This is a genomic window from Streptomyces sp. NPDC048734 (assembly GCF_043198675.1).
GTDB lineage: Bacteria > Actinomycetota > Actinomycetes > Streptomycetales > Streptomycetaceae > Streptomyces.
The window spans coordinates 166,852-191,023 of record NZ_JBICUZ010000010.1 but is presented as its reverse complement, the minus strand read 5'-3'; the positions used below and the strand labels follow the sequence as shown (position 1 = coordinate 191,023).

24 protein-coding genes and 1 pseudogene are annotated in these 24,172 nt (G+C 70.9%); 16 read left to right on the top strand and 9 right to left on the bottom strand.

Annotation, left to right across the window (positions count from 1 at the left end; all coding sequences use genetic code 11):
* Nucleotides 1-1,056: a ferredoxin reductase gene (locus tag ACGFQC_RS25500; RefSeq protein ID WP_363092266.1), complete on the bottom strand. Its 1,056-nt coding sequence runs from the start codon at nt 1,054-1,056 to the stop codon at nt 1-3.
* A gap of 87 nt (nt 1,057-1,143) precedes the next feature.
* On the opposite strand from ACGFQC_RS25500, the gene ACGFQC_RS25495 reads away from it, so the two are divergent.
* Nucleotides 1,144-2,283, top strand: coding sequence for a helix-turn-helix domain-containing protein (locus tag ACGFQC_RS25495; protein WP_363092265.1), 1,140 nt, complete (start codon nt 1,144-1,146; stop codon nt 2,281-2,283).
* A gap of 594 nt (nt 2,284-2,877) precedes the next feature.
* Here ACGFQC_RS25495 and ACGFQC_RS25490 read toward each other — a convergent pair.
* On the bottom strand, nt 2,878-3,444 hold the full coding sequence (locus ACGFQC_RS25490) for a dihydrofolate reductase family protein (protein WP_363092264.1): 567 nt from the start codon (nt 3,442-3,444) through the stop codon (nt 2,878-2,880).
* 56 nt (nt 3,445-3,500) lie between these two features.
* On the bottom strand, nt 3,501-3,809 hold the full coding sequence (locus tag ACGFQC_RS25485) for a hypothetical protein (RefSeq protein WP_363092263.1): 309 nt from the start codon (nt 3,807-3,809) through the stop codon (nt 3,501-3,503).
* Nucleotides 3,810-4,469: 660 nt separating this feature from the next.
* Here ACGFQC_RS25485 and ACGFQC_RS25480 point away from each other — a divergent pair.
* Nucleotides 4,470-4,712: a hypothetical protein gene (locus ACGFQC_RS25480; protein WP_363092262.1), complete on the top strand. Its 243-nt coding sequence runs from the start codon at nt 4,470-4,472 to the stop codon at nt 4,710-4,712.
* Between the two features lie 13 nt (nt 4,713-4,725).
* Here ACGFQC_RS25480 and ACGFQC_RS25475 read toward each other — a convergent pair whose 3' ends face one another.
* Nucleotides 4,726-5,301 carry a TetR/AcrR family transcriptional regulator gene (locus ACGFQC_RS25475; protein WP_363092261.1) on the bottom strand — a complete coding sequence of 192 codons (576 nt, stop codon included), beginning with the start codon at nt 5,299-5,301 and terminating at the stop codon, nt 4,726-4,728.
* 249 nt (nt 5,302-5,550) lie between these two features.
* On the opposite strand from ACGFQC_RS25475, the gene ACGFQC_RS25470 reads away from it, so the two are divergent.
* The 6 genes from ACGFQC_RS25470 (at nt 5,551) to ACGFQC_RS25445 (ending at nt 12,763) form a co-directional block, all read left to right on the top strand.
* Nucleotides 5,551-6,093, top strand: a complete 543-nt coding sequence (locus ACGFQC_RS25470; RefSeq protein ID WP_363092260.1) for a 2Fe-2S iron-sulfur cluster-binding protein — start codon at nt 5,551-5,553, stop codon at nt 6,091-6,093.
* Complete coding sequence (locus ACGFQC_RS25465; protein WP_363092259.1) at nt 6,090-7,082, top strand: xanthine dehydrogenase family protein subunit M; 993 nt, start codon at nt 6,090-6,092, stop codon at nt 7,080-7,082. The genes ACGFQC_RS25470 and ACGFQC_RS25465 overlap by 4 nt, the downstream gene beginning before the upstream one ends.
* Entirely contained in the window at nt 7,079-9,211 is a 2,133-nt protein-coding gene (locus ACGFQC_RS25460; protein ID WP_363092258.1) for a xanthine dehydrogenase family protein molybdopterin-binding subunit, read from the top strand. The genes ACGFQC_RS25465 and ACGFQC_RS25460 overlap by 4 nt, the downstream gene beginning before the upstream one ends.
* Complete coding sequence (locus ACGFQC_RS25455) at nt 9,204-10,328, top strand: XdhC/CoxI family protein (protein ID WP_363092257.1); 1,125 nt, start codon at nt 9,204-9,206, stop codon at nt 10,326-10,328. Before ACGFQC_RS25460 ends, ACGFQC_RS25455 begins: the two co-directional genes overlap by 8 nt.
* Nucleotides 10,329-10,559: 231 nt before the next feature.
* Complete coding sequence (locus ACGFQC_RS25450) at nt 10,560-10,985, top strand: hypothetical protein (protein WP_363092256.1); 426 nt, start codon at nt 10,560-10,562, stop codon at nt 10,983-10,985.
* 1,436 nt (nt 10,986-12,421) lie between these two features.
* On the top strand, nt 12,422-12,763 hold the full coding sequence (locus ACGFQC_RS25445) for a hypothetical protein (protein WP_363092255.1): 342 nt from the start codon (nt 12,422-12,424) through the stop codon (nt 12,761-12,763).
* 97 nt (nt 12,764-12,860) lie between these two features.
* Here the strand turns inward: ACGFQC_RS25445 and ACGFQC_RS25440 are convergent, their stop codons facing one another.
* Nucleotides 12,861-13,412, bottom strand: coding sequence for an MFS transporter (locus ACGFQC_RS25440; protein WP_363092254.1), 552 nt, complete (start codon nt 13,410-13,412; stop codon nt 12,861-12,863).
* Between ACGFQC_RS25440 and ACGFQC_RS25435 the strand changes: the two genes are divergently transcribed.
* The 5 genes and pseudogenes from ACGFQC_RS25435 to ACGFQC_RS25415 all read left to right on the top strand — a co-directional run bounded on the left by ACGFQC_RS25435 (nt 13,393) and on the right by ACGFQC_RS25415 (nt 17,277).
* The gene (locus ACGFQC_RS25435) at nt 13,393-13,665 is read left to right on the top strand and encodes a hypothetical protein (RefSeq protein ID WP_363092253.1); all 273 of its coding nucleotides are present in this window, start codon (nt 13,393-13,395) and stop codon (nt 13,663-13,665) included. The two genes, ACGFQC_RS25440 and ACGFQC_RS25435, sit on opposite strands and share 20 nt — an antisense overlap.
* Before the next feature lie 34 nt (nt 13,666-13,699).
* Nucleotides 13,700-14,153, top strand: a pseudogene (locus ACGFQC_RS25430) (hypothetical protein).
* Between the two features lie 802 nt (nt 14,154-14,955).
* Nucleotides 14,956-15,606 carry a hypothetical protein gene (locus ACGFQC_RS25425; protein WP_363092252.1) on the top strand — a complete coding sequence of 217 codons (651 nt, stop codon included), beginning with the start codon at nt 14,956-14,958 and terminating at the stop codon, nt 15,604-15,606.
* 131 nt (nt 15,607-15,737) lie between these two features.
* Nucleotides 15,738-16,358: a helix-turn-helix domain-containing protein gene (locus tag ACGFQC_RS25420; protein ID WP_363092251.1), complete on the top strand. Its 621-nt coding sequence runs from the start codon at nt 15,738-15,740 to the stop codon at nt 16,356-16,358.
* Between the two features lie 172 nt (nt 16,359-16,530).
* Nucleotides 16,531-17,277: an NADPH-dependent F420 reductase gene (locus ACGFQC_RS25415; protein WP_393288707.1), complete on the top strand. Its 747-nt coding sequence runs from the start codon at nt 16,531-16,533 to the stop codon at nt 17,275-17,277.
* 156 nt (nt 17,278-17,433) lie between these two features.
* Here the strand turns inward: ACGFQC_RS25415 and ACGFQC_RS25410 are convergent, their stop codons facing one another.
* Nucleotides 17,434-18,150: an NAD(P)-binding domain-containing protein gene (locus ACGFQC_RS25410; protein ID WP_363092249.1), complete on the bottom strand. Its 717-nt coding sequence runs from the start codon at nt 18,148-18,150 to the stop codon at nt 17,434-17,436.
* Nucleotides 18,151-18,320: 170 nt separating this feature from the next.
* On the bottom strand, nt 18,321-18,731 hold the full coding sequence (locus tag ACGFQC_RS25405; protein ID WP_363092248.1) for a flavin reductase: 411 nt from the start codon (nt 18,729-18,731) through the stop codon (nt 18,321-18,323).
* A gap of 462 nt (nt 18,732-19,193) precedes the next feature.
* Between ACGFQC_RS25405 and ACGFQC_RS25400 the strand changes: the two genes are divergently transcribed.
* From ACGFQC_RS25400 to tal, 3 genes are all read left to right on the top strand, one after another.
* Complete coding sequence (locus tag ACGFQC_RS25400; RefSeq protein ID WP_363092247.1) at nt 19,194-19,742, top strand: hypothetical protein; 549 nt, start codon at nt 19,194-19,196, stop codon at nt 19,740-19,742.
* Between the two features lie 195 nt (nt 19,743-19,937).
* Nucleotides 19,938-20,237: a hypothetical protein gene (locus tag ACGFQC_RS25395; protein WP_363092246.1), complete on the top strand. Its 300-nt coding sequence runs from the start codon at nt 19,938-19,940 to the stop codon at nt 20,235-20,237.
* A gap of 388 nt (nt 20,238-20,625) precedes the next feature.
* Nucleotides 20,626-22,287, top strand: a complete 1,662-nt coding sequence (gene tal / locus ACGFQC_RS25390; protein ID WP_363092245.1) for a transaldolase — start codon at nt 20,626-20,628, stop codon at nt 22,285-22,287.
* Between the two features lie 470 nt (nt 22,288-22,757).
* Here tal and ACGFQC_RS25385 read toward each other — a convergent pair whose 3' ends face one another.
* Both ACGFQC_RS25385 and ACGFQC_RS25380 read right to left on the bottom strand, forming a co-directional pair.
* Entirely contained in the window at nt 22,758-23,603 is an 846-nt protein-coding gene (locus tag ACGFQC_RS25385) for an IS5 family transposase (protein WP_363092244.1), read from the bottom strand.
* 202 nt (nt 23,604-23,805) lie between these two features.
* On the bottom strand, nt 23,806-24,123 hold the full coding sequence (locus tag ACGFQC_RS25380; protein WP_363092293.1) for a hypothetical protein: 318 nt from the start codon (nt 24,121-24,123) through the stop codon (nt 23,806-23,808).
* Nucleotides 24,124-24,172: the final 49 nt, after the last annotated feature.

Here is a 24,172-nt window from a genome sequence, read left to right as displayed (position 1 = left end):
CTACCGTTCGATGTCGCAGGGGCCCGCCGCGGCGGACACGCAGGTCTGGATGAGGACGCCCGGCTCGGCCTCGGTGATCTCGCCGGTGCGCAGATCGCGGACGGCGCCCGCCTTGAGCGGCGTGACGCAGCCGAAGCAGATGCCCATGCGGCACCCGGAGGGCATGAGCACGCCGGCTTCCTCGCCGACGTCCAGCAACGGCGTGGCGCCGTCCGCGTCGACGGTCTTGCCGGTGGCGCTGAACGTGACCTCGCCGCCGTCGCCGGTGACGACGATGCCGGGGCGGAAGCGTTCGGTGTGCAGGCGCTCTTGGACGCCGTGCTCGCTCCAGTGCTCTTCGGCGGCGTCGAGCAGGCCCGCGGGCCCGCAGGCCCAGGTCTCGCGCTCGGCCCAGTCGGGCACGAGTTCGTCGAGACGGGCGATGTCGAGCATGCCGTCCGTCTCGGTGTGCACCTCGGTGAGCCGCAGCTTCTTGTCCGCGACCAGGTCGTGCAGTTCGTTGCGGAAGATCACGTCCTGCGGCCGCGGTGCGCAGTGGACCATGACGACGTCCTCGAACTCGGTGTCGCGCAGCATGCCCATCACGGGCGTGATGCCGCTGCCGGCCGTCAGGTAGAGCACCTTGGCGGGCTTGGCCTGCGGCAGCACGAAGTCACCGGTCGCCTGGTCGAGCTGGATCAGCGTGCCCGGTTTCGCCCTGCGGACCAGGTGGTTGCTGACCTTGCCGTCCTCGATCGCCTTCACGGTGATCGTGACGCGGCCGTCCCGGCGGTTTGGCGGCGAGGTGATGGAGTAGGCACGCCACAGGCGCACCCCGTCGACGTCGACCCCGATCCGCACGTACTGACCGGCCGTGTGGCCGCGCCAGCCCCGTCCCGGCCTGATCACGATGGTCGCGGCGTCACCCGTCTCGGGGTGCACGGCCTCGATGCGCCCACGCAGGTCAGCGCCCGCCCGCAGCGGGCTGACCAGGTCGAGGTAGTCCGACGGCAACAGCGGCGTCGTGGCCATCTCCAGCAGTTTCCACGCCCTGCTGCGCAGGGCTGTACTCGTCATGACTCCAGCTTGCTGCGCCTCAGGGCGTAAAGTCCTGACCGCAGGATGTGAATTTGATCGGCTGAATTGTTCGCAGGGAACAAAAGCGTGAGCCATGCAATCCAGAGGGCCAGCGAACTGGCCCTGGACGAGACGACGGTCACCGCACTGCGGGCCGCGCTCAAGACCACCGCCGACGAGGTCGTCCAGGCGATCATCGACGAGGTCCCTCCTTACGCCAACGCCCTCTCGGGCCACATGGGCGCCACCATCCGCCGAGCCGTCCGCACCGCCCTGGGGCACTACCTGGACCTCGCGAGCGGGAACGCCACAGGCGGCGACGCCGGTGACGCGGCCTACGAGCTGGGCCGCGGCGAGGTGCGTGACGGCCGTTCGATGGACGCCCTGCTCGGCGCCTACCGCGTCGGCGCCCGCGTGGCCTGGCGATGCCTGGCAGCGGGCGCCGTACCCGCGGGTCTGCCCGCCGCCGAGGTCGCCAAGTTCGCCGAGCTGACCTTCGCCTACATCGACGAGCTCTCCGCCGCGAGCGCCGCGGGCCACGCCGACGAACTGGCCGCCCGGGGCAGGGCCCACGAGCGCCACCTGGAACACCTGGCCCGCGACCTCCTCGCCGGCGCGAGCCCGGACGTACTGCTGGCCTCTGCTCAACGGGCCGGGTGGCAGCCTCCGGTTTCGCTGACCGCGGTCCTGCTGCCCGCCGCCCAGGCCCGGCCTGCCTACCGCGCGCTCGACCCGAGCACCCTCGTCCTCGACGATCTGCCGGACGCCTTGGGCGTGCTGCTCGTCCCCGATGCGGACCGATCACATCTCCTGAGGCAGCTGACCGACCGTACCGCCGTGGTCGGCCCGGCCCGGCCATGGACTCGTGCGTCCGCCTCGTACGCACGAGCCGTACGCGCGCGCTCCCTGTCCTCTGCTGTTCGCGACACCGAGGACCACCTGCCCGAGCTGGTGCTGAGCGCCGACGTGGAGGCGTTCGCAGACCTGCGTGCCCGAGCCCTCGCACCGTTGCGGACCTTGCCTGTCGCGACCGCGCGGCGGCTGGAGGAGACGTTGCGGGCGTGGCTGCTGCACCAGGGCAGGCGGGAGGAGGTGGCGGCGGCGTTGTTCGTCCATCCCCAGACAGTCCGGTACCGGATGTCGCAGCTGCGGGAGCTGTTTCCGGATCTCGCATCGCCACACCGGGTCCTTGAACTGACGCTGGCGGTCGGTCTTCGGGTCGGCTGACGAGTACTGCCTCGTTCCCCCATGGCGCGTGAGGCTACCGGCCGCCTCCGACAGGACGGCCCGAAGTTCCTGCGCCCCGTCGACCACCGCGCACCGGACGGACCGTCCGAAACCGGTGACCTCACCGACCGAGCGCCCGCCGGAAGGAGATACCGCGACGCAGAGCAACCGCACCACATGGTCCAGAGCCCGAGAACAGAAGTCGCTCGTCGACAACTCGGGACGTCCCAGGCGGGTGCGGATGACCGATGTCCACCGAAGCGGCAGTCACCGTCTCAACGGTGCCCGGAGCGTTCTCGCCACCGTTTGACGGTGCCGGCGCTGACGCCGATCCGTGTTGCCGCCGCGCGACTTGGCAGGTGCCGCGTCGTGACGCCCCGCTCGGCAGCCGCTCCAGGTCCGGCATCGCCAAGGGCACCAAGGGCTGGGTGCGCAGCGACGGCCTGACCAGCCTGGCCGGCTGACCCGCCCCTGCCCCTGCCCCAGCCCCGTTGCAGGGTCTCGCGGCTGATGTCGTAATCCCACGGGCCGTGTCGCACCGATGCCGTATACGACTACGACATCACCGTGAGACCAGCGCGTGGGTGCTGCTGCTCAGCGCCTCGTCTCGTACCTGGTCAGGACCACGCCGCCGGGAAACGTCCGCGTCTCCACCAGGTTCAGGTTCACCCAGCTGTCCAGCGCGGTGAAGAACGGCGTGCCGCTGCCCACCAGGACCGGACAGGCGGCGATCGCGTACTCGTCGATCAGTCCGGCGCGCATGGCCGCCCCGGCGAGCGTTGCGCCGCCGATGTTCATCGGGCCGCCGTCCTCGGCCTTGAGCCGGGTGATCTCGGCGATCGCGTCGCCGGTGACCAGGCGGGTGTTCCAGTCGACCTTGTCGATCGTCGAGGAGAACACCACCTTCGGCGTGTCCCGCCAGTTCCGCGCGAACTCGATCTCCGCCGGGGTGGCGTTGGGCTGCTGGTCGCCGGTCGGCCAGTAGGAGCTCATCGTCTCCCACAGCTTGCGCCCGTACAGCGACAGGCCACTCGCCTGCTCGTGGTCGAGCCACCACTGGAACAGCTCGTCGCTCGGCGTTCCGCTCCAGCCGATGTCGTCGCCGGCCGCGGCGATGTAGCCGTCCAGGGTCAGGTTCATGCCGTAGACCAGTTTCCGCATGGTCCAGCCTTCCGTCCGTGGAGGTCCGGCGTACAGATCAGCGCGGCGCGGGGAACTCATCGGTGCGCGATCTGGGCTCGCCGGTGGTCCTCATGCCCGAGGTTCAGCGTGGTGTACCCGGCCGACACGGGCAAGCCGGCTGATCTCGACCTCGCCCTCGCGAGGAAATGCCACGGATGTGAGACGTTCTCCTCGGAGTGCACGCCCAGGAGTGGGTGCACGCCCAAGCCGCAGGGCAACCTCGCCGGGAGCGGGCCGACCACCCGCTGCAGCAGCTCGCCGACCGCGACGAAGCCGGCACGGAGCATCTCGGCGTAGTCGTCCCCGGCATTGCTGAGCACACCGACGACCATGCTCAAACCCATGACCCGAGCTTGCCGGCACGACCACGTCGCACCCGGCCGCTTCGTCAGGAAGCGGTACTTCCGGCGGCCCCCGCGACCAGCAGCCTCTCCTCAAGAGGCGGACATCAGCTCACGGATCACCCTCTGGCCGCATGGCGTGCGGTTCGGCAGCCGGCCTCGCGGGGCGGCAGGGATGGGGCATGCGCGGTGCCCGCGGCCCGGCTGGTGTGCGCCCCGTACGCCCCGGTTGCGTGTCGGCCGGGGCCGCCGCGCCGGCGTCTGCCCGGTTGTCAGTGGTCTGCAGCATGATGCGGGGCAGCTGACGGCCTGCCCGCCCCGGGCTTTCGTGGCCGTCCTCGACGAGGGGGTGGCTGCTGTGCGGAGGCCGGCCACGGGCGAGGTGCACGTTCACTACGGGCAGATCTACGTCGAGAGCGATCCGCCCGGCACGACCCCGGGCCTTCCTGAGGCGTTCGCGGGCCAGAGCGGGGGGTTGTGCGGGGCCGCGGTCCCGGGCGCGCTCTGGCTGAGCACCGGACCGCACACGGGTGACGTCGGCTTCGTCGTGGAGGTCCACGACGCACCCCCGGCGCTGGACCCGGACTGCGAGGACGTGGTGGAGGTGTCCTTCCGGCCGGTGTCGGAGCGCACCAGCCTGGTGCAGTGGGCGGGCGAGGCCGCGTGGGACCTGGATCTCCTCCGACCGACTACCGGGTGCGGTACTGCGCCCGGGGGACGGACCGGGGACGGGAACTCGACACCAGAGTCACCGGGGAGCCGCAGGCGGACAGCTACCTCCTGCAGTTCTGGCCCGCCCCGCCCCGCTCGGACCGGGTGATTCGCCAGACCTCACAGACCGCCGCCCACTGGCACCGCTACGCGCGCGAACTTCCGCCCCCGCCCACGGCACGTCAGCGCCCCTGACGGCTCCGGCAGGTCACCGCCCGGGCGCTCCGACGCGGAGCGCGTCCATGACGAGGTCCAGCAGGAGGGTCGCCCGGGGCTGCCAGTCGCCGTGCGGGTCGAGTGTCCACAAGCCTCCGATGGCGAGGAACAGGTCGTCCACCGTGATCCCGGGGCGGATGGTGCCGGCCTGCTCGGCGGCGCGGAGCAGGCACTCGGCCGCCTCCGTCACCGGGGCGTGGCCCGGCTTCTGCGTGCCCGGTGCGCCGACCGCCTGCCGGATCGCATCGGCCAGGCCCGCCTTGGTCATGGCGAACCGGGCGAGCCCGTCCATCCACTCGCGCAGCGCCCGGTCGGGTTCCCGGCTGCACAGCAGCGGGGCCGCGGTGTCGGCGACCTGCTGCATCTCGTGGCGGTAGATCTCCAGGACCAGGGCCTCACGGGTGGGGAAGTGGCGGTAGAAGGTCCCCTGCCCGACGCCCGCCTTCTTGGCGATCGTGCTCAGCGGGGTGCCCGCCGAGCGGGTCAGTTCGGCCAGCGCCACCTCCAGGATGCGCGCGCGGTTGCGCTGGGCGTCCGAGCGCAGAGGCGCTTCCTCGTTCTGGCCCACTGGCCCTCCTCGCGGTGGTGGCCGAAACCCGGTCCTTGTTAAGCGGACAGTTGTCCGTTACGTTTTCCGGGTAACGGACAGCTGTCCGCTTGTTCCCATCGTATCGGCGTGCCGCCCCTGCGGGACAGCCCGGGGCGGCCGGACACGGCCCACCTGCCCCGCATCCTGCACGGTCGCGCACCGGCGCCGCCAGCCGCAGCGCCCACACCTTTGCCCGGCCCGCCTCACCACGTGAGAGAGAAGGCTTCCATGGCCTCATCGACGTCCAGCGACCTCACCCTGTCCGTCAACGGCGAGAAGTGCACGCTGACCGTCGACCACCGCACCACCCTGCTCGACGCCCTGCGGGAACGGCTCGACCTGACCGGCACCAAGAAGGGCTGCGACCAGGGGCAGTGCGGCGCCTGCACCGTCCTGGTCGACGGCCGCCGCAGCGTGGCCTGCCTGCAACTGGCGGTCGCGGCCGAAGGGCGCGAGATCACCACCGTCGAGGGCGTGGCCGACGGCGACCGGCTGCACCCGGTGCAGCAGGCGTTCCTCGACCTCGACGGCTTCCAGTGCGGCTACTGCACACCCGGCCAGATCTGCTCGGCCATCGCCGTGATCGAGGAACACGCCGCGGGCTGGCCGAGCGCCGCCACCCACGACCTGCGGCCCGAGGCGGGGCCGCCACCCCTGACCCCCGAGGAGATCCGCGAACGGATGAGCGGCAACCTGTGCCGCTGCGGCGCGTACGTGTCCATCGTCCAGGCCGTGGCCCGCGCCGCCGAGGCGAACGGAGCGTCGGCATGAGGGAGTTCGGCTACCGGCGCGCCCACGACGTCCCCGGCGCCGTGGCGCTGCTCGACGGTGACACGGACGCCCGCTTCCTGGGCGGCGGCACCAATCTGGTCGACCTGATGAAGACCGGCGTCGAGCGGCCCGCCCGGCTCGTCGACGTACGCGAACTGCCCCTGAACCGCGTCGAGCCGACGCACGACGGCGGACTGCGCATCGGCGCGACCGTCACCAACAGCGATCTGGCCGCCCACCCCGAGGTCCGGCGCCGCTACCCGGCCCTGGCCCAGGCGGTACTGGCCGGCGCCTCCGGGCAGCTGCGCAACATGGCCACCGTCGGCGGCAACCTGCTGCAACGCACCCGCTGCGGTTACTTCACCGACGTCGACTCGCCCTGCAACAAGCGTGATCCGGGCAGCGGCTGCCCCGCCCTCACCGGTGAGCACCACAATCACGCCATCCTCGGCGCCTCCGGCCACTGCGTCGCCACCCACCCCTCCGACATGGGCGTGGCCCTGACCGCCTTCGACGCCCGCCTGTCCTACGAGACCGCTGACGGACCGGGCGAGCTGCCGCTCACCGACCTCTATCTGCCCGTGGGGCAGACACCGCACCGGGAGACCGCCCTGCCGTGGGGCGCCCTGATCACCGCTGTCACCCTGCCGCCCAGCGCCACGGCGGCCAACTCCCGCTACCGCAAGGTGCGCGAGCGGGCCTCGTACGCCTTCGCCATCGGCTCGGTCGCCGCCGCCCTCGACCTCAGGGACGGCGTCGTGCACGACGTGCGCCTGGCCTTCGGAGCCGTCGCCTCCCGCCCCTGGCGGGCCCGTGCAGCCGAACGCGTCCTGACCGGCGCCCCGGCCGACGCCGAGACCTTCGCGGCCGCCGCGGACGCCGAACTGGCGGCCGCAAGGCCCCTGCCCCGCAACGGATACAAGGTGACCCTGATGCGCAACCTCGTCGTGGCCGTCCTCAGCGAACTCGCCGAGGAGGCCGCCCGATGACCACCGCCACCACCGGCCGGTCCGCCGCCGAGCGCGTGACCGGCACCGCCCACACCCGGGTGGAAGGCCGCGACAAGGTCACCGGCGCGGCCCGTTACGCCGGCGAGATCCCCTTCGCCGAACTCGCCCACGGCTGGCTGGTGCTGTCCACCGTCGCCCGCGGCCGCGTCCACGCCCTGGACACCGACACCGTCCTGGCGATGCCCGGCGTCCTCACCGTGCTCCACCACCACAACGCCCCGCGCGTCGACACCGGGTTCGTCGGCATGATGGGCGTCCCGCCGGACCCGAGCACCGGCCTCTTCCAGCACGACCGGGTGCCCCACCTGGGCTGGCCCGTGGCCCTGGTCGTCGCCGAGACGTCCGAACAGGCCAGGGAGGCCGCCGAGACCCTCGTCGTGACGTACGACGAGGAGCCGCACGACGTCGCGTTCTCGGCCGGACGGGAGGCCCAGGCGTACCCGGTCGACGGGCACCTGCCGGCCGTGGCGGAGAAGGGCGACCTGGACCGGGAACTCGCGGCGTCCGCCGTCGTGGTGGACGCGCAGTACACCACCCCCGAGGAGCACCACAACCCGATGGAGCCGCACGCCGCGACCGCCCGCTGGGAGGGCGGCCGGCTGGAGGTCGTCGACTCCAACCAGGGAACCACCTGGGTCGTGGGAGAGCTCGCGAACCTGTTCTCCCTCGACCCGGCCTCCGTGCGCGTGCGCTCCGAGCACGTCGGCGGCGGCTTCGGCAGCAAGGGCGTGCGCGCCCACCAGGTGGCCGCCGTGATGGCCGCGACCGTGCTGCAGCGGCCCGTCCGGGTCGTCATGACCCGCCGGCAGATGTTCTCGCTCGCCGGCTACCGCAGCCCCACCGCGCAGCGCGTCCGCCTCGGCGCCGGTCCGGACGGGCGGCTGCGCGCCCTGGAGCACCGCTCCCTGAACCAGACCTCCACCGTGCACGAGTTCGTCGAGCCGAGCGCCGCGGTCGGCCGGTCGATGTACGCCGCCGACGCCCACCACACGGTCAGCCGGCTGGTGCGACTCGACGTCCCCACCCCGACCTGGATGCGCGCCCCGGGCGAGGCACCGGGCTCGTTCGCGCTGGAGTCGGCGCTCGACGAACTCGCCGAGAAGTGCGGTGTCGACCCGATCGAACTGCGCCTGCGCAACGAACCCGAGGTGGGACCGGTCTCCGGACTGCCGTTCGCCGGGCGCAACCTCGTCGCCTGCTTCCGGGAAGGGGCCCGCAGGTTCGGCTGGGCGGAGCGCGACCCGCGCCCGGGCGTGCGCCGCCAGGGGCGCTGGCTGCTCGGCACGGGCACCGCGGCCGCCTCCTTCCCGGCGATGGCCATGCCCTCCACGGCGTCCGTGACAGCAGAGGCGGACGGCACCTTCACGGTCCGGATCAACGCCGCCGACATCGGCACCGGCGCCCGGACCGCGCTCACCCTGGTCGCCGCCGACGCCCTGGAGGTACCCGCCGACCGCGTACTGGTGCGGATCGGCGACAGCGACCTCGGCCCCGCGATGATCGCCGGCGGCTCCGCGGGCACCCGCTCCTGGAGCTGGGCCGTCACGGCCGCGGCCGAGGAACTGCGCCGCGGCCTCGCGCCGGGCGGGGACATCCCGCCGGAGGGCATCACCGTGCGGTCGGACACGACCGAGGCCGTCGGCGCGCTCGCCCAGAAGGAACGGCACTCCTTCGGGGCCCAGTTCGCCGAGGTCGCCGTCGACCCGGCCACCGGCGAGGTCCGGGTGCGCCGCATGCTGGGCGTCTTCGCGGCCGGCCGGATCGTCAACCCCCTCACCGCCCGCAACCAGCTCGTCGGCGGAATGATCTGGGGCCTGTCCATGGCCCTGCACGAAGAAGCCGTCCGGGACCCGGCGAGCGGCGGTGTCCACGGCGCAGACCTGGCCGGCTACCACGTCGCCGCGCACGCCGACGTCCCGCACGTCGAGGCCGACTGGGTCGACGACCCCGACCCCGACGACCCGGTCGGCATCAAGGGCATCGGCGAGGTCGGCATCGTGGGCGCGGCCGCCGCGATCGCCAACGCCGTCTGGCACGCGACCGGCGTACGCCACCGCGACCTGCCGATCCGGCCCGACCGCGTCCTGTCGGCGGGCGGCGATGCTTGATCTGGCCGGGGCCCTGCACGCCTGGGTCGAGGAGGGCCGGGACTTCGCCGTCGCCACGGTCGTCGCCGTCGGCGGCAGCGCCCCGCGTCCGCCCGGGGCGGCCCTGGCCGTCGACGCCGACGGCACGGCGATCGGCTCGGTCTCCGGGGGCTGCGTCGAGGGCGCCGTGTACGACCTGTGCCGCCAGGCCCTGAGTGACGGCGAGCCGCTGACCGAGCGGTTCGGCTACAGCGACGAGGACGCCTTCGCGGTGGGACTGACCTGCGGCGGGACGATCGACGTGCTGGTCGTTCCGTTCTCCGCCGGGCGGGCGGTGCACGACGCCGCGCTGTCCGCCGCGGCGGGCGGTGAGCCGGTGGCCCTGGCCCGGGTGGCGCGGGGCCCCGCCGCCCTGCTCGGCCGGGCCCTGCTCGTCCGCCCCGACGGCTCGTACGGGGCCGGCCTCGGCGGCGGCCCGGAGCTGGACCGCACCGCGCGCGCCGAGGCCCGCGCCCTGCTGGACGCCGGCCGGACCGGCACGGTGGAACTCTCCGAGGACGGCACGCACTGCCCGGGCGGTGTCACCCTGCTCGTGGAGTCGGCAGTGCCGCCACCCCGCATGATCGTCTTCGGCGCGATCGACTTCGCGGCGGCGCTCGTGCGGGCGGGACGGTTCCTCGGCTACCACGTCACGGTGTGCGACGCCCGGCCGGTCTTCGCCACCCGAGCCCGTTTCCCGGACGCCGACGAGATCGTCGTCGACTGGCCCGACCGGTATCTGCGGGACACGGCCACCGACGGGCGGACGGTGCTGTGCGTCCTGACCCACGACGCGAAGTTCGACGTGCCCCTGCTGCGGGAGGCGCTGCGCCGGCCGGCCGCCTACATCGGCGCGATGGGCTCGCGCCGCACCCACGAGGACCGGGAGCGGCGGTTGCGGGAGGCGGGCGTCGGCGAACACGAGCTGGCCCGGCTGAGGTCCCCGATCGGGCTGGATCTGGGGGCCCGTACACCCGAGGAGACCGCCGTGTCCATCGCGGCGGAGATCATCGCGGAGCGGCACGGCGGGACGGGGGCCCCACTCACCGGCTCGGCCACCCCGATCCACCGTCCGGACAGGGAGCCGCAGCCGGTCTGAGCGGTGACACCGGCCGGGCCGGGAGCCGCGCCCGGTCCACCCGGGAAGGAGCGCACTACTCCCTCACGTATCCCTTCGACGAGTCGGCACCGGCCGATCTCGCGTACTTCTTCGCCGACCGGAACCTGGCGCCGTACATGCTCGACGCGGTCGAGTGGCACGACGAGTTGAGCGGGCTGGTCACCCAGTGGCGAGCAGCCTGGCCGGGGGAGGACGGAGCGGCCCGTCGCGATGAGTCTGTGCTCGGTGTCGGTGCTGGTGCTGGGCGGCACCGGGCACGTGTCGGTGGCGGCCGTGACGATCTGTCTGTACTCCTTCGGCATGGCGCTGGTGGGCGTCTGCTCGATGTCCCTGCGTCAACAGGTCACGCCGGACTGTCTGCTGGGCCGGGTGACCTCCGCGTTCTGGGCGATCCACGGCAGCCTCGCGCCCCTCGGCGCGACCCTGCTCACCGCCCTGGTCGGTCGGCTGGGGACGCGCGGGCCGCTGACCGCGGTGGCCGTCGTCTTCCTGGCCGTGGTCGTGGCCGCCGCCTTCACTCCCATTCGACAGCGCCACCCGGAGCAGACCGCCGTACAGCTCCTGCAGACAGGGCCGACCGATGCGCCGCCACCACGAGAGGAGCGTCACGGGGATGAGGCCGAAGCCCGGCGATGACGACCGGCAGTACAAGGTCGTGGTCCACCATGAGGTGAAGTTTCCCGTGATCTTGGACACTCGTTCGTCATGCCGCGAGGGCGTGTTGATGGCGTTGCCGGGTCTCGGCCGGTGTGAGGTGGCCGAAGGTCTTGTGCTTGCGCAGGCGGCGGTGGTTGTAGAAGGTCTCGGTGAAGTTGAAGCCTCGGCGCGGGCGGTGGCCCGATCGGGCCAGGTCCGGTTCCGATCTCCTCCTTGAGTAGGGCCCAGAAGCTCTCCGCGGTGGCGTTGCCGAAACACGGTCCGGTGCGTCCACAGCTCTGCCGCAGCCCCGACTCACTACCGGTGCCGGACGCCGTCCCGTTCTCCGGTTTGCTGGCGAGCGCCGGTCCCCTCCTGTTCTCCACCGTGTCCGAGGACCTGGCGGTCACCGGCGAGCCGGGCCGGCTCCTCGGCGGGGTCCGCGCTGTCGTCATACAGGTACCAGAACGGCCGCTCGGCCGTCAGCGCGACGATCCGGGGGAATCCCGTCGAGGGAGAGACCGGCCCGGAGACGGGACGCGCCGGCTGTCATGACCATCCCTGCACGGGGCGGCTTTCGACCGTACCCCTTCCACCTTCGCCGGGACCGGTTCCAGCAGTGCGGCGACCGCGAGCTGACGACACTCCATCGCCTCCCCGCGCATTCCGTTCCCGTCGGCCGGCACGTCCATGATCTGCCGGCAGTCCGGCGTGAGGATCGCCGGGGCGAGCCCATCCTCCCAGTGCGGCACCACTGAGCCGGGCACCACCCGCCCGACCTGCACCGACCGTTCGCCGACCGCCGCGACCGGTACCACGTCCTCGCCTCCGCGAGGCTCCGCCGAAACCTCACCCCCGTCTCACGGGCAATCACGAACCGCTCGCACCCCGCCTCCGCCTCCCGCAGCTCGGCCTGGTGAGCCTCCACCCACTGCAGAGCGACGCGTTCACGCTCCTCCGGCACCCCCGTCACCGACGGCATCCCGGCACCTTCACCGAAGAGACGACACAACAACCCGTCCCTCCCGCCGAAACACCACCCCCACACCTGACCAGCGAAAACGTGCATGAGGGTCCTTCCCGGCATCCGCCAGGCACGCCGCCGCAACGCGGCCGGGCCGAGCGCACCATCTGCGCGGCGGGCTTCACGGTGCGGTGACAGGAGCCTCACAAGCGGAGACCCCCGGGCAACGGATTCCGGCGGGCAGGACAGTCCAGCCCACTCAAATCCCCTGGCCGGACTGGCCGGACTGGCCGACGGCCCAGGTCGAGCTGGGCCCGGGAGCGGAATCGCCCAGTGGATTCTGAGACCGGAAAGCTGACTCGCGCCTACCGCCCGCAGACCAACGGCAAGGTCGAACGCTTCAACTGAAGAGGGCACCGGGCCGCGTAGGCTGATCGCCGCCCGGTGCCGGGGGAGAGGGAGGGAGCGGGACGTGGGAGTCGCTTCGATCGCCGTACAGCTCGTCGGCAGGACGTCCGGAAGAACGGGCGAGGAGTTCGTGTACTGCTGGCTGGTGCCCGACGACGGACGGCGCGGTTGGATGCTGTTCACCCCGGCGGAGGGGGTCTTCCGGGAGTGCGACGAGGTCGGAACCGTTCCGGAGGACGGCATCGAGGTCTGTTTCGGAATGCCCGAGGAGGAGTCGCTGCGCAGGCACGCCCGGTGGGAGGGCAGCCGGGAGTGGCGGGTGATGGTGACAGCGGCCTATGGCGTCTGGAAAAAGTTCCAGCAACACGGGGAGCCGCCGCGGCAGGCCCACCGCACCTTCCACTAGGGTCTCTCGTCTGGATCATGCCGGTCTCGCGGGTCCTGGCACCGTGAACCGCACCGGCTCGGCCTGTACGCGACTGGGGACGTACCCGCACCCTTCCTCAAGAAAGAGGGGTGTCTTGCCGCTGGATATTCGCAGACCGCTGCTTGTCCTTCGGGGTCCTCCGCCTCCGCCACGTCGCTGCTGTCAGCAGGAACGTGGTGCCGGTGGCGATGAGGACGGCGGTGTCAGGAGTCGTGACGGTGAGGAGGAGGCCAGTGGCCGCGGCGCTGAGGCCGTAGCCGATGCCGCTGCCGGCGTACGGGACGGAGTAGCCGACGGGGTGGAGGTCGACGGGCAGTTGTTCGCGGAGGGCGAGGTCACGGGTGATCAGTACGGCTGCCTGCAGGAGACCGGTGAGAGCGAGGAGAGAGGCGATCACGGTCCAGGTTGAGGCGAGTGCGGTGGCGGCGACGCCCACGATCACGATGACGAGCAGAAGGTTGCTCTGACGTGGCACACCGCCGGGCCAGGTGCGCGCGCCGTGGAGGAGGCCGCCGAGGATACCCGCAAGGGCAAAGCCGGTGAGGATCGGGCCGCTGTAGGTGACGGGCAGCTCCCGGTGCTGGAGCAGTGCGGGCAGCGTGAGTTCGATGCTGGCCAGCAGGTACATGGCGGCGACACCGCAGGAAGAAACCGACCGACTCCTCGCCCACCCCTTGGAGGACGTCCCGGCCGGGCCGTCGGCCTGGTTCATCGCCGTCGCCCGGCCCGACCGGCCGCTGCCGCGTACAGCCCCACCGCTGACCCGGGAGATGGCCGGCTACGTCAGCACCACGGCGAAGTCCCGTCCGCAAGCCCTGACGCGCAGACGTCACGTCGTCAGCCCGCTGCAGGCTCTGGAGAGCTGCGGCCAACCGGTCTAGACCTCTGTGGGGCTCGTGGGGCATGATCGGTGGCATGGACAGAGCGCATCTGCCGACCACTGAGTCCGCTGTCGTGGCGATTCGTGACCTCGCGGTGGAGTTCGGGGTGAGCATGACCGGCACCGACGACATCGGTGCCGACCAGACCTCGCGCCGCACCTCGGCCGAGCTGTTCACCGTGTTCGACCCCGACGGTTCGCTGCCGCACGAGGCGTTCGTGGAGCTGGCCGGGTCGCCCTCCGTCAGCGTCCGGCTCTTCCCCGAGGGCGACGCGCGGATCACCGTCGACGGGGTGGAGTTCCACGATGTGCCGCGGGACTCCGTGCCCGGGTTCCTGCGATCCGTCTACGGCGGGCTCGCCCGGACCAAGGGCCGGCTGTTCCCGCCCGGCCAGTGGCTCATCGTGCCGCTCCCGGGGGGGCGAGACCTGCAAGGAACTGATCGTGGACGCCAACCTCACCCCGTGGCTGGCGCGTAGCGCGCGATGAGGCCGTCCAGGTGGGCGGGGCCGAAGCCGAAGCGCGCGGCCTCGGGGACGTAGGCCCGCATCCGGCCGGTGGAGATCCGCAGGCACTCGGGCGGTACCTCGTGCGGGACCCGGTGCGCCCGCCTGCCCAGGGTCGCGGTTCCTGTCCACGTTCAGCGGCGTTTCACCCCACTTCCGGCCCCGCCGCCCCCTGGTGACCGCCACCGACTACCGTGCCGAGATGACCGTCCGCTTCGCCATCCGGGACCAGATCACCGGCACCGCTGACCTGCCTGCCGAGGCCTGAACACCGGCCCGAAACCCGACCCGCGCCACGTTCCGACGCACCGTCGGAGATCCAGGTACCCGACAACGTGACAGCGCCGCCGGACATGTTCGCCGAAGGCCACTACCGCAAGCACCTCACAGAAAATCCTTCACCCGTCGACCTCCGTGAAACTCTTTGAGCTTGTCGCCGAAGCTCGGCACGCAGGACGACGGAGTCGAGAGGGCGCAGGCCCGGCAGGTGACGGCCGGCCCCCGGGCCGGGTCGCCCCGCTCCTGTTCGCCACCAGGTCCCAGTCACCGTTCGCTCGGTACAAGCGGTCTTCACGTCCATCCCATCCCCGCTCCGTGCTCCTCAGCGACGGCCAGGGCGTGCTCAGCCCGGCCGAGTCCGCCGTGGAGGAATGCCTGGGCCGGGGCGAGCTGGGCGGTCCATATGCGCTGCACCCGCATGACTGACCCGCCATCACCTCGACTTGACTAGCTAGGCTGTGCGCCGGTCGGCCCCAGGCGAGGGGTCTCAGGGGGTGGGGAACAGGATGTCCGTAGAACGTCACATAGCGGGGATGCTCCGGCAGATCGCCCGTCAGCAGGACACCGTCGAGATCGCCCCCCAGGGCTCCACGCTGAAGGCAGCCGCCCTGGCGCATGTGGCGGAGCAGTACGGCTACACGTACGGCATGGCGTACAGGACCGGGTTCAAGAACTCGCTCGTGCAGGTCCGGATGTACCGGGACCCGCGGCCCGACGCGCGCGTCCGCGAGGCGGTCACCATCACCACCCATCCGCAGGCGGGCAACGGCGGGACAGTGCCGGGGCTGGAGCAGGGCTCGCTGAAGCCGCTCCCCGAAGCGGTCGGTGCCGTGGCCGTGCTGAAGGACCTCGTCACCTTTGACGTCATGGCCCAGTACGTCGCCGACCGGACCCAGAAGGTGCTGGGCTACCTCGCCTGCGCGGTCCTGGCCGTCCTCCTGCTCATCGACAGCTCGCCGGTCGAAGCGGTCGCCTCCGGCGGGACGGTCGCGCTGCTCTTCACCGTGGCGTTCAAGGTGGGCGCGATCCGCCGCGGGAAGATCGCACAGCGGCTGACGGACGCCGGGTTCCTCGCGGTACGCGACGAACAGGGCGCCCAGCGGTTCCTGCGCCCGGGGCAGCAGTTGCCCGGCCACACCACCCCGTTCGCCGGCTGAGGCCTGGCCTGCGGCACAGCCAGGCCTGAGACAGGCCGCCGGTAGCATCGGAACCGATGAGGAGATAGTCTCCGTTTCGCGCACGGCAATACGGAGAGATTCTCCGTATTGTCAACGGGAGGTGCAACGACATGGGTGAGGCAGCCGCCGGCGAGCGTCGGCAGCGGACGGACAAGCAGCGCAACCGCACGCACATCCTTGAGGTCGCGGAGCAGTTCTTCGCCGAGCAGGGCATCACCGGCTCCATGGATGCCATCGCCAAGCGGGCCGGTGTCGGTCCGGGCACGCTCTACCGGCACTTCCCCAACCGGGAGGCACTGCTGGCTGCCTTGCTGCAGGCCCGCGACGAAGAACTGGAGGCCCGACGCGTCGCCATCCAGCGCGAGGTGACCGACTCCCGTGCCGCGCTCGCACAGTGGCTTCAGGCGCTGGGCGAATGGGTGACCGCTTTCGACGGTCTGCCCGAGCCCCTGCGGGCCGCACTGACCGAAGGCACGTCCCCTCTGGCGATCACCTGTCAGGGCTTCGTCACGACCACCGAGGACTTCCTCCACGCAGCACAGCGCGACGGCAGCGCCAAGCCCTGGGTGCGGGGGCGCGACCTGTTCCTCAGCACGCTGGCCACCGCCTGGGCCCGTGGTGCCGCCATGGCCGACGAGTCGTCGCCCGACGCGCTCGTCTCCCTCATGCGCACCGGGTGGGAGACGCCCACGGCGGAAACTGCCCCCGGGGGCGGCGAAGACCCTGCGTAACCGCAGGCAGAAGCGTGGCGCCCTTGCGCGGGGCACTCTCTCGACAGCTCACCACCGGGCTCCCCCACCCGTCGGGCGCGCGGCCTGCGGGCCGGGCCGCCACTGGGATGCCACGGGCGCGCGGCGTCGGCGGCGGCCTCTCGCGACTGAACTCGAGGCAAGGAGAACCATCGTGAAGATCGGCGTTCTGGGCGTAGGGCATATCGGGAAGACCCTGACCCAGCGGCTGGCCGCGGCAGGGCATCAGGTGAAGGCGGCCAACTCGCGCGGCCCGCACACGATCGAGGCTGACGCGCTGTCCACGGGCGGGCGCGCGGTGACGGCGGCAGAAGCCGTTGAGGACGTCGACGTCGTGATCCTCTCGATTCCCTTGAACCGTCTTCCGCAGGTCGCGCCACTGATCGCCGACGTGCCGGTTGACACGGTCGTCATTGACACGTCGAACTACTATCCGGCGCGGGACGGCCGGATCGAGGCCATCGATGCCGGTCAGGCCGAGAGCCTGTGGGTCACCGAACAGCTGGGCCGGCCGATCGCCAAGACGTGGAACGCGATCGGTTCCCACTCGTTCGCGGCCAAGGGCAAGCCCGCGGGAAGCCCGGACCGCGTCGCCATCCCCATCGCCGCCGACCGCGACCAGGACCGCAAGGCGGCCATGGCGCTGGTCGAGGACACCGGGTTCGACGCCTTTGACGCAGGGGCGCTCGCGGACTCCTGGCGCCAGCAGCCGGGTGCGCCGTGCTATTGCACCGACCTCACCCGCGAGGAGATGCCCGGTGCGCTGGCGGCGGCGGAGGCCGAACGCCTGCCCAAGCGGCGCGACCTGGCCGTCGCCGCGATCCAGGAAAGGGTCGGGGACGCCACGACCAACCCCGATGCGGAGTACGGCGTCCGCCTGAACCGGGCCCTGTTCGTGTGAGCCCGCGGGGTGTGCGCCGTAATCCGCGCATCTCGTCGGCCGTCGAGCGGTACACGCCCCACCCACTCCGAACGCCCCGGCCCCGGCGTCGACCGACGCCGGGGCCGAGGTCCGCGGACGGCGCACAGGGTTACGGCGCTGCCCGGACACGTGCTGTCAGAAGGTGCGCGCGGCCACCTTCACCCGCTGGGCCGTCCGCAGCGCGTCGCGCAGCTTGTCGGCGGGCAGCGGTGCAGCGGGGGCCTGGAGCATGCGCTCGGCCGGCACGTCGGGATCTGCCAGGTAGATACGGGTGTAGGCACCAGCCTCGGGCTCGAATCGCCAGCTTTCGTCCAGGGTTCCGGCGTCCACCGTGTCGAAGCCGAGCCGGCCGATCAGTCCTGCCGCCCAGGCTTTAGCGTCAGGGTCGTTGCCGGCGATGGGCAGGGCGCTGCGGTCCGGATCTCCTGTGGGGCGGGCCAGCCGGGGGATGTGGTGGGCCAGGATGTTGTTGAACGCCTTGACCAGCAGCGCGCCGGGCAGGAGCTGCTGCTCCAGCTCGGCCGTGGTCACCTCCTCGGAGTCGAGTTCGGTGATCCGGCCGTCGCGGTACGGGTAGTAGTTGCCCGTGTCCAACACGGTCCTGCCCGCCAGTAGGCCGGCGGGCAGGTCGCGATACGCGGCCAAGGGAATGCTGAGCACGGCGGCCTCCCCCGCGCGGGCGGCCTCCTCGACGGTACCTGCCGTGGCGCGCGGCCCCAGTTCCCCGACGAGGTCCGTCAGGCTCTGGAGACCGCGTGAGTTGGCGATCACCACGTCGATGTCCGCAGCCACCGCCAGCCGTGCGATCGCGGACCCGATGTTGCCGCTTCCGATGATTCCCAGGGTCGGCATCGTTGCTCCTTGCTTCCTTGGTGTGCCCGGCACCGAGCAGTCCGGTCAGATTTCGGTGATGGTTGTCCACGGCGCTGCGTGCCGGGCGGAGAGGGCAACGCAGCGCCGCCTCCTGCCTCGGGCCGGTGGTCTGGCCCTGGATTCCATGCCTTCCTCGACGTGCCGCACGGTTACCGGGCCAGTGGTGTGTGGGTGCCGAAAGAGCGCTGGTGATACGTGAGTGGTTTCAGGGAGCCCTCGCCCGGCTCCGCTGCCGTTACGCGGGCGAGCAGGACGGTGTGGTCACCGGTGCCGACGCAGTCGGCCACCTCGGCGGCGATCCATGCGGCGGCGTCCGGCAGCCGCGGCAGTTCCCCGCGTGGCGACCAGCCGATTCCGTCGAACTTGTCCGCCGGTCTGTCGGGGATGCCGATCGTCTGCCCGAGTGCGAAGGCGCTACGTGACCTGCGCCGCAGACTCGGCAGCGCACCGGTGCGGGCGTTGTTCGAGGTGCTGGCCGGGCCGTTGGCCCAGCCGGCCACGCCGGGGGTACGGTTCGGCCCGTATCGGACGGTGTCGTTCGACGGCTGCAGCTCGATCAAGGTGCCTGACAGTGAGTGCAACCGGGGCTGGCCGGGGCGGTGCCCGCACGGCGGTTATCCCCAGGTCGAGCTGATGACGCTAGTCGAGACCGGTACCCGGGCCGTGATCGGGGCGGTTTTCGGTCCCACCCGGGAGGGCGAGACCTCGTACGCCACCAGGCTGTTGCGTCATCTGGGCCCCGAGATGCCGGTGCTGTGGGACCGGGGCTTCGACGGCAACGACTTCCTCACCGCCGTGCACGCCACCGGCGCACAAATTCTGGGCCGTATTCGCCAGCGCCGGCGTCCACCGGTCCTCCGGCCGCTCGCTGACTCCTCCTACCTGTCGGTCATCGGCGGCGTCCCGGTGCGCATCATCGAGGCCCGGGTGAGCGTCATCTGCACGGACAGCAGCGCCTTTGAGGGCTCCTACCGTCTGGCGACCACGCTGCTGGATGCCCGCCGTTACCCCGCCGCCGCCTCGTGCACCTCTCTCACGAGCGCTGGGAGCACGAGAGCGCCTACTACGCACTCCGCCACACCATCCTGCACGCACGAGTCCTGCGCTCGCACGATCCGGCCGGAGTCGAGCAGGAGATGTGGGCCCTGCTCACTCTCCAGCAGCTCCTGCGCCGCACAATGGTCGAGGCGGCGGAGTCCAAGCCGGGCACCGATCCCGACCGCTGCGGCTTCACCATTGCCCTCCAAACCGCCCGCGACCTGCTGGTATGTGCGCAAGGAGTCTTCGAGCAGGGCATCGGCGAGATCGGCCGCCGAGTCCTGTTGGCACTGGCGCCCGCACGGCGAAACCGCGTCAGCACCCGCAAGGTGAAGTCACCCATCTCCCGCTACGCGGAACGGAAACCGGGCGGCCGCCCCGACGGCAGCAAGGTCGTGACCTCGACGACGATCACGCTTCTGCCGCCCCCCGGACCCTGTGTCCGGCGAGGGCGGCCTGTTGCGGGCTGCCGTGGTCTTCCCAGAGGATCCCGGCGTGAACGTTTCCCCATGTGCGCACGGGGGCGACCATGACGGTCCTGCGATCACTCGTTTGCCGATGGGTACAGGGCGTCCGTCACCTGGCCGGCGTCACTGTTTGTCGTGGCCGCGCCTTGATGCACTGTTTAGATCACCACATATGGGCATTCAGTAGGGCAGGCGATCTTTACGCCTGCCAGTCCGCGGAGCGCATCAAGGTGCTCCCCATGACAAGAAGAGGTGCCTTCCATGAGCGCTGCGAACCCGGTTGGCAACGCCGGCCCCCACAGGAGTGACGGTGCGGCCGCTCACCGGCCGCGCCGACTGTCGACGGAGACGAAGGCGGCCTTCAAGACCACCGAGTTCTTCGTCTATATCGCCGCGGTCGTCGCGGTGCTGATCGCCTCCATGGTCGTGGGAGATGACGAGGGCCACGCCGACTACTTCCGGGCCGACAAGGCGTGGCTGTACATCGTGATCCTCACCGTCGGCTACATGATCAGCCGAGGCCTGGCCAAGTCCGGCAGCCGCGACCCGTACGACGACTGAGCACCGCTGCGACAGCGTGTCGGGGACGTACCGCACCGGCACCGCGGCCGCCACCGCACTCCTACCTGCTCCGGCCGGTCGTGTCGGGAAACCGTGCCGAGGAAGGCCCTGGAAGGCATCCGGTGCTGCGATTCGTCCCGTCCCGGTTGCGTCATGAAGCCGGTGGCGGACGTCTGGAGACGGGGGCGCCTTCGGATCGTCGCCGATCGGTGTCCGGGCCGGGCTGCAGTGACCCCGCTCCGGTCGTTGATGAGTGAGGCGGGCGAAAGCGGAGAGTCGCAAGGTAGCGGGTGCCACTGCCACACGAGTCCGCTTGGCCAGCGGGCACCGTCTCCGTCTTCAGTGGGCCTTCTGGCCGGGCGGCGCCGCTCCGTCCTGGAGGTCTCGCATGTCTGTTTTCGCTTCGTCCGAGCCGCTTGCCGAGCTGTCCGCCGCGGGGGTGTCGGTCTGGCTGGACGACCTGTCCCGTGAGCTGCTGGCCGGTGGGGAACTGAAGGAGCTGATCACGGACAAGCACGTGGTGGGGGTCACCACGAACCCCACGATCTTCGCCTCGGCGCTGTCCAAGGGAGACCGCTACCGCGACCAGCTGCGCCGCCTGGGCGGTGAGGGGGCGGGCGTCGATGACGCGGTCTTCGCGCTGACCACCGACGATGTGCGGGAGGGCTGCCGGGCGTTCCGCGACGTCTACCGGCGTACCGGCGGGCGGGACGGACGGGTGTCGATCGAGGTCGATCCGCGGCTGGCCCGTGATGCGCAGGCCACTCTCGCCCAGGCGGTGAAGCTGTGGGAGACGGTGGCGGAGCCGAACCTGTTCGTGAAGATTCCGGCGACCCGCGAGGGACTGGCTGCGGTCACCGCCGCCATCGCCCGGGGTATCAGCGTCAACGTCACGCTGATCTTCTCGCTGGAGCGCTACCGGGAGGTGATGGACGCCTACCAGACTGGTCTGGAGCAGGCCCTGGCCGCGGGACGTGATCTGACGGACATCCACTCGGTCGCCTCGTTCTTCGTCTCCCGCGTGGACTCCGAGGTCGACCGCCGTCTCGAGGCCCTGGGCACCTCGCAGGCCCGAGCGCTCAAGGGCAGGGCTGCCATCGCCAATGCCCGGCTGGCGTACCAGGCGTACGAGCAGGTGGTGGCCGAGCCGCGCTGGCAGATCCTGGCCGCGGCGGGAGCGCGTGCCCAGCGCCCGCTGTGGGCGTCCACCGGGGTCAAGAACCCGGCGTACCAGGACACGATGTATGTCAGCGAACTGGCCATCGCGGGCACGGTGAACACCATGCCGGGCACCACGCTGGCCGCGTTCGCCGACCACGGCACCCTTCCTGACCATGCGCCGGCCGCCCAGGACTACGCCGCGGCCGCAGCCCACCTGGAGGCGCTGGAGCACGCCGGCGTCGACTTCGCGGACGTGACCGACACCCTGGAACGCGAGGGACTGGACAAGTTCGAGAGCAGCTGGTCGGAGCTCGGCGCCTCGGTCGACGAGGAGATGCGCTCCGAAGCCGGGAAGGCGGCCGGGAGCGGATCGGCGAACGATGGTTCCGGCAGTGCCGGTCTGCTGTCGATCTATCTCAACGACCACTATTCCGGTGCGACCGGTGGCCTGGAACTCCTCCGGCGAGCCGCCCAGGCACAGCAGGGTGAAGAACGGGAAGGATCCCTTGCCGATCTGGCCCGTCAGGTGGAGGCAGACCGCGCCGCGCTGGCACAGATCATGGCCGACCTGGGGGTGTCCGTCGACCACACCAAGGTCGCTCTGGGCTGGTTGGCGGAAAAGGCCGGCCGCCTCAAGACCAACGGTCATCTCTTCTCCCGCTCCCCGCTCAGCGACGTGCTGGAGGCCGAGGCGATGCTCCTGGGCGTTCAGAGCAAGGCGGCGTGCTGGCGCACCCTGCGTGCCCTGTCCGAGACCGACCGGCGCTTGGACACCGCGCACCTGGACACCCTGCTGGAACGTGCCGAGCGCCAGAGCGCGGCTCTGGAGGAGATACGGATCGCGGCAGTCACCCGAACGCTCCGCCCCCAGCCCGCCCCCGCGCAGTGATCCGGATCGTGGCCGCTCCCGGGCAAGGGGCCCGGCAGCGCCTCCTCCGCGGTCTCACCGCTCGCCCTCCGCTGCCCTCGACGTGCCATCTGGCGGCCCACGTTTGCGCACACGAGCCTGTTCCAGGCGGACTCGCGGTCGGACACTGGCCTGCAAGCCTGCGTCTTCGGGCGAGGGACTGGCTCATCACGTGTCCCAGTCACACCAACACCAAGCTGCACGCCGTGGCCACATTGGTGATCGCCTGCGCCTGGGCAGCGGCTGCCGGAGCCGGTGGGGCAGGAGCTGGAGGCGGCTGTGCAGCGGCGCTCACGCCGGCGGGATGCCCCGGACACGGAAGCCGGGTAGAACGCCGTAACCGGGCACGGCGCGGGTCAAGCGGTCAGAGCCTGCTCGACGGTGGAATGGCATGGGATGACGCCGGCCAGGCCGACGATCTCAGAGGACGTCCTGTTTGATTGGGGGATAGTTCACGGATTGTGCCAGGTCATGGGCGTTTCGCCGGTTGCTCGTCTCGCGAGGTTCGAGATCGTCGCGAGACGGGTCATGCTCTCGGAGTGGGCGGGTTTGGCCTCGTAGTCGCGAGCGAGGCGCCGGTGCATCATGATCCAACCGAAACTTCGCTCTACCACCCAGCGTCGCGGTACCACTGAGAAGCCCTTGACCTGGGTGTTTCGCGGGACGACGTCGACGTCGATGCCGAGTGCGGCGCCGTGTTCGATGGCCTGGGCCTTGTAGCCGGTATCGACCCACGCCTTGGTGATCGTGGGGTGGTCGGCGGCGATCTGACTGAGCAGCTGCTTGCCGGCCTCGTTGTCGGAGACGCTGGCTGCGGTCACCATGACCAGCAGTAATAAGCCGAGGGTGTCGACGACGATGCTGCGCTTACGGCCCACGATCTTCTTGCCGGCGTCGGTGCCCTGGGTGTCGGTGGGCACGCTGGGAGCGGTCTTGACGCTCTGCGCGTCGATGACGCAAGCCGTGGGCTCAGCAGTGCGTCCTTCCTGCTCACGGACCATCCGGTGCAGGCGGACGCCGAGTTTCTCGATGGTGCCGTCGGCGGTCCAGGCGCTGAAGTAGCTGAACACGGTGGTGTGTGGCGGGAAATCGTGCGGAAGGTAGCGCCACGGGACCCCGGTCCGGTTGAGGAAGAGGATCGCGTCCATGACTTCCCGCAGGTCAGTGACCTTGCCGCCGAGGTTGAGCGAGGTCTTCTGCCGCTCGGCCCGCCAGGCCGTCAAGGTCGGCTCCATCACCGCCCAGCGGGCATCGGACAGGTCGCTCGGGTAGGGCTTGCGTTGCTTCGAAGAGGCCATGAGGATACTGACGCACGAGGTGTCCAACCGGGCATATCGCTCGATCGGGTGAGGCGAAAGCGCCGTTCAATCCCATATTCGAACCGGACAGGAGCTCTTGGCGGGAATCGACGCAAACCGCAAGGTCATGTCCGTCTCGACTGGCGCGACATACTGCTTGTTCTGCCTTTATATGGCTAATCCTGACAAGTGTTGAACCACATCAAATAGCCGCAAAAGTGATGCGGACGTCCTCTCGCAGAGAGGAGTCCTGTTGGTGCCTGCCCCGAGGAAGTACCCGCTGGAGTTGCGTGAGCGTGCGGTGCGGATGTATCGCGCCGCGGAGCCGAAGCCCGTGATCCGTCGCATGGCCGACGCCCTCGGCCCGCTCGCCCTTCTCATGGCCCAGGTGAGCGGTGAGTTCGCCCTCCGGAGCCGATTCCAGGAACACCTTCGTCAGCTGCTGCAGCAGACCGCCCTCGCCGGTCAGCTCCAGCCCCTGCGAGCGAGCCTGCTCCATCAGCCGGCCCACCAGCTCCACGGACGGTCCCCCTCCACCATGACCGACCCGAAGATCATCCCACCCGGCC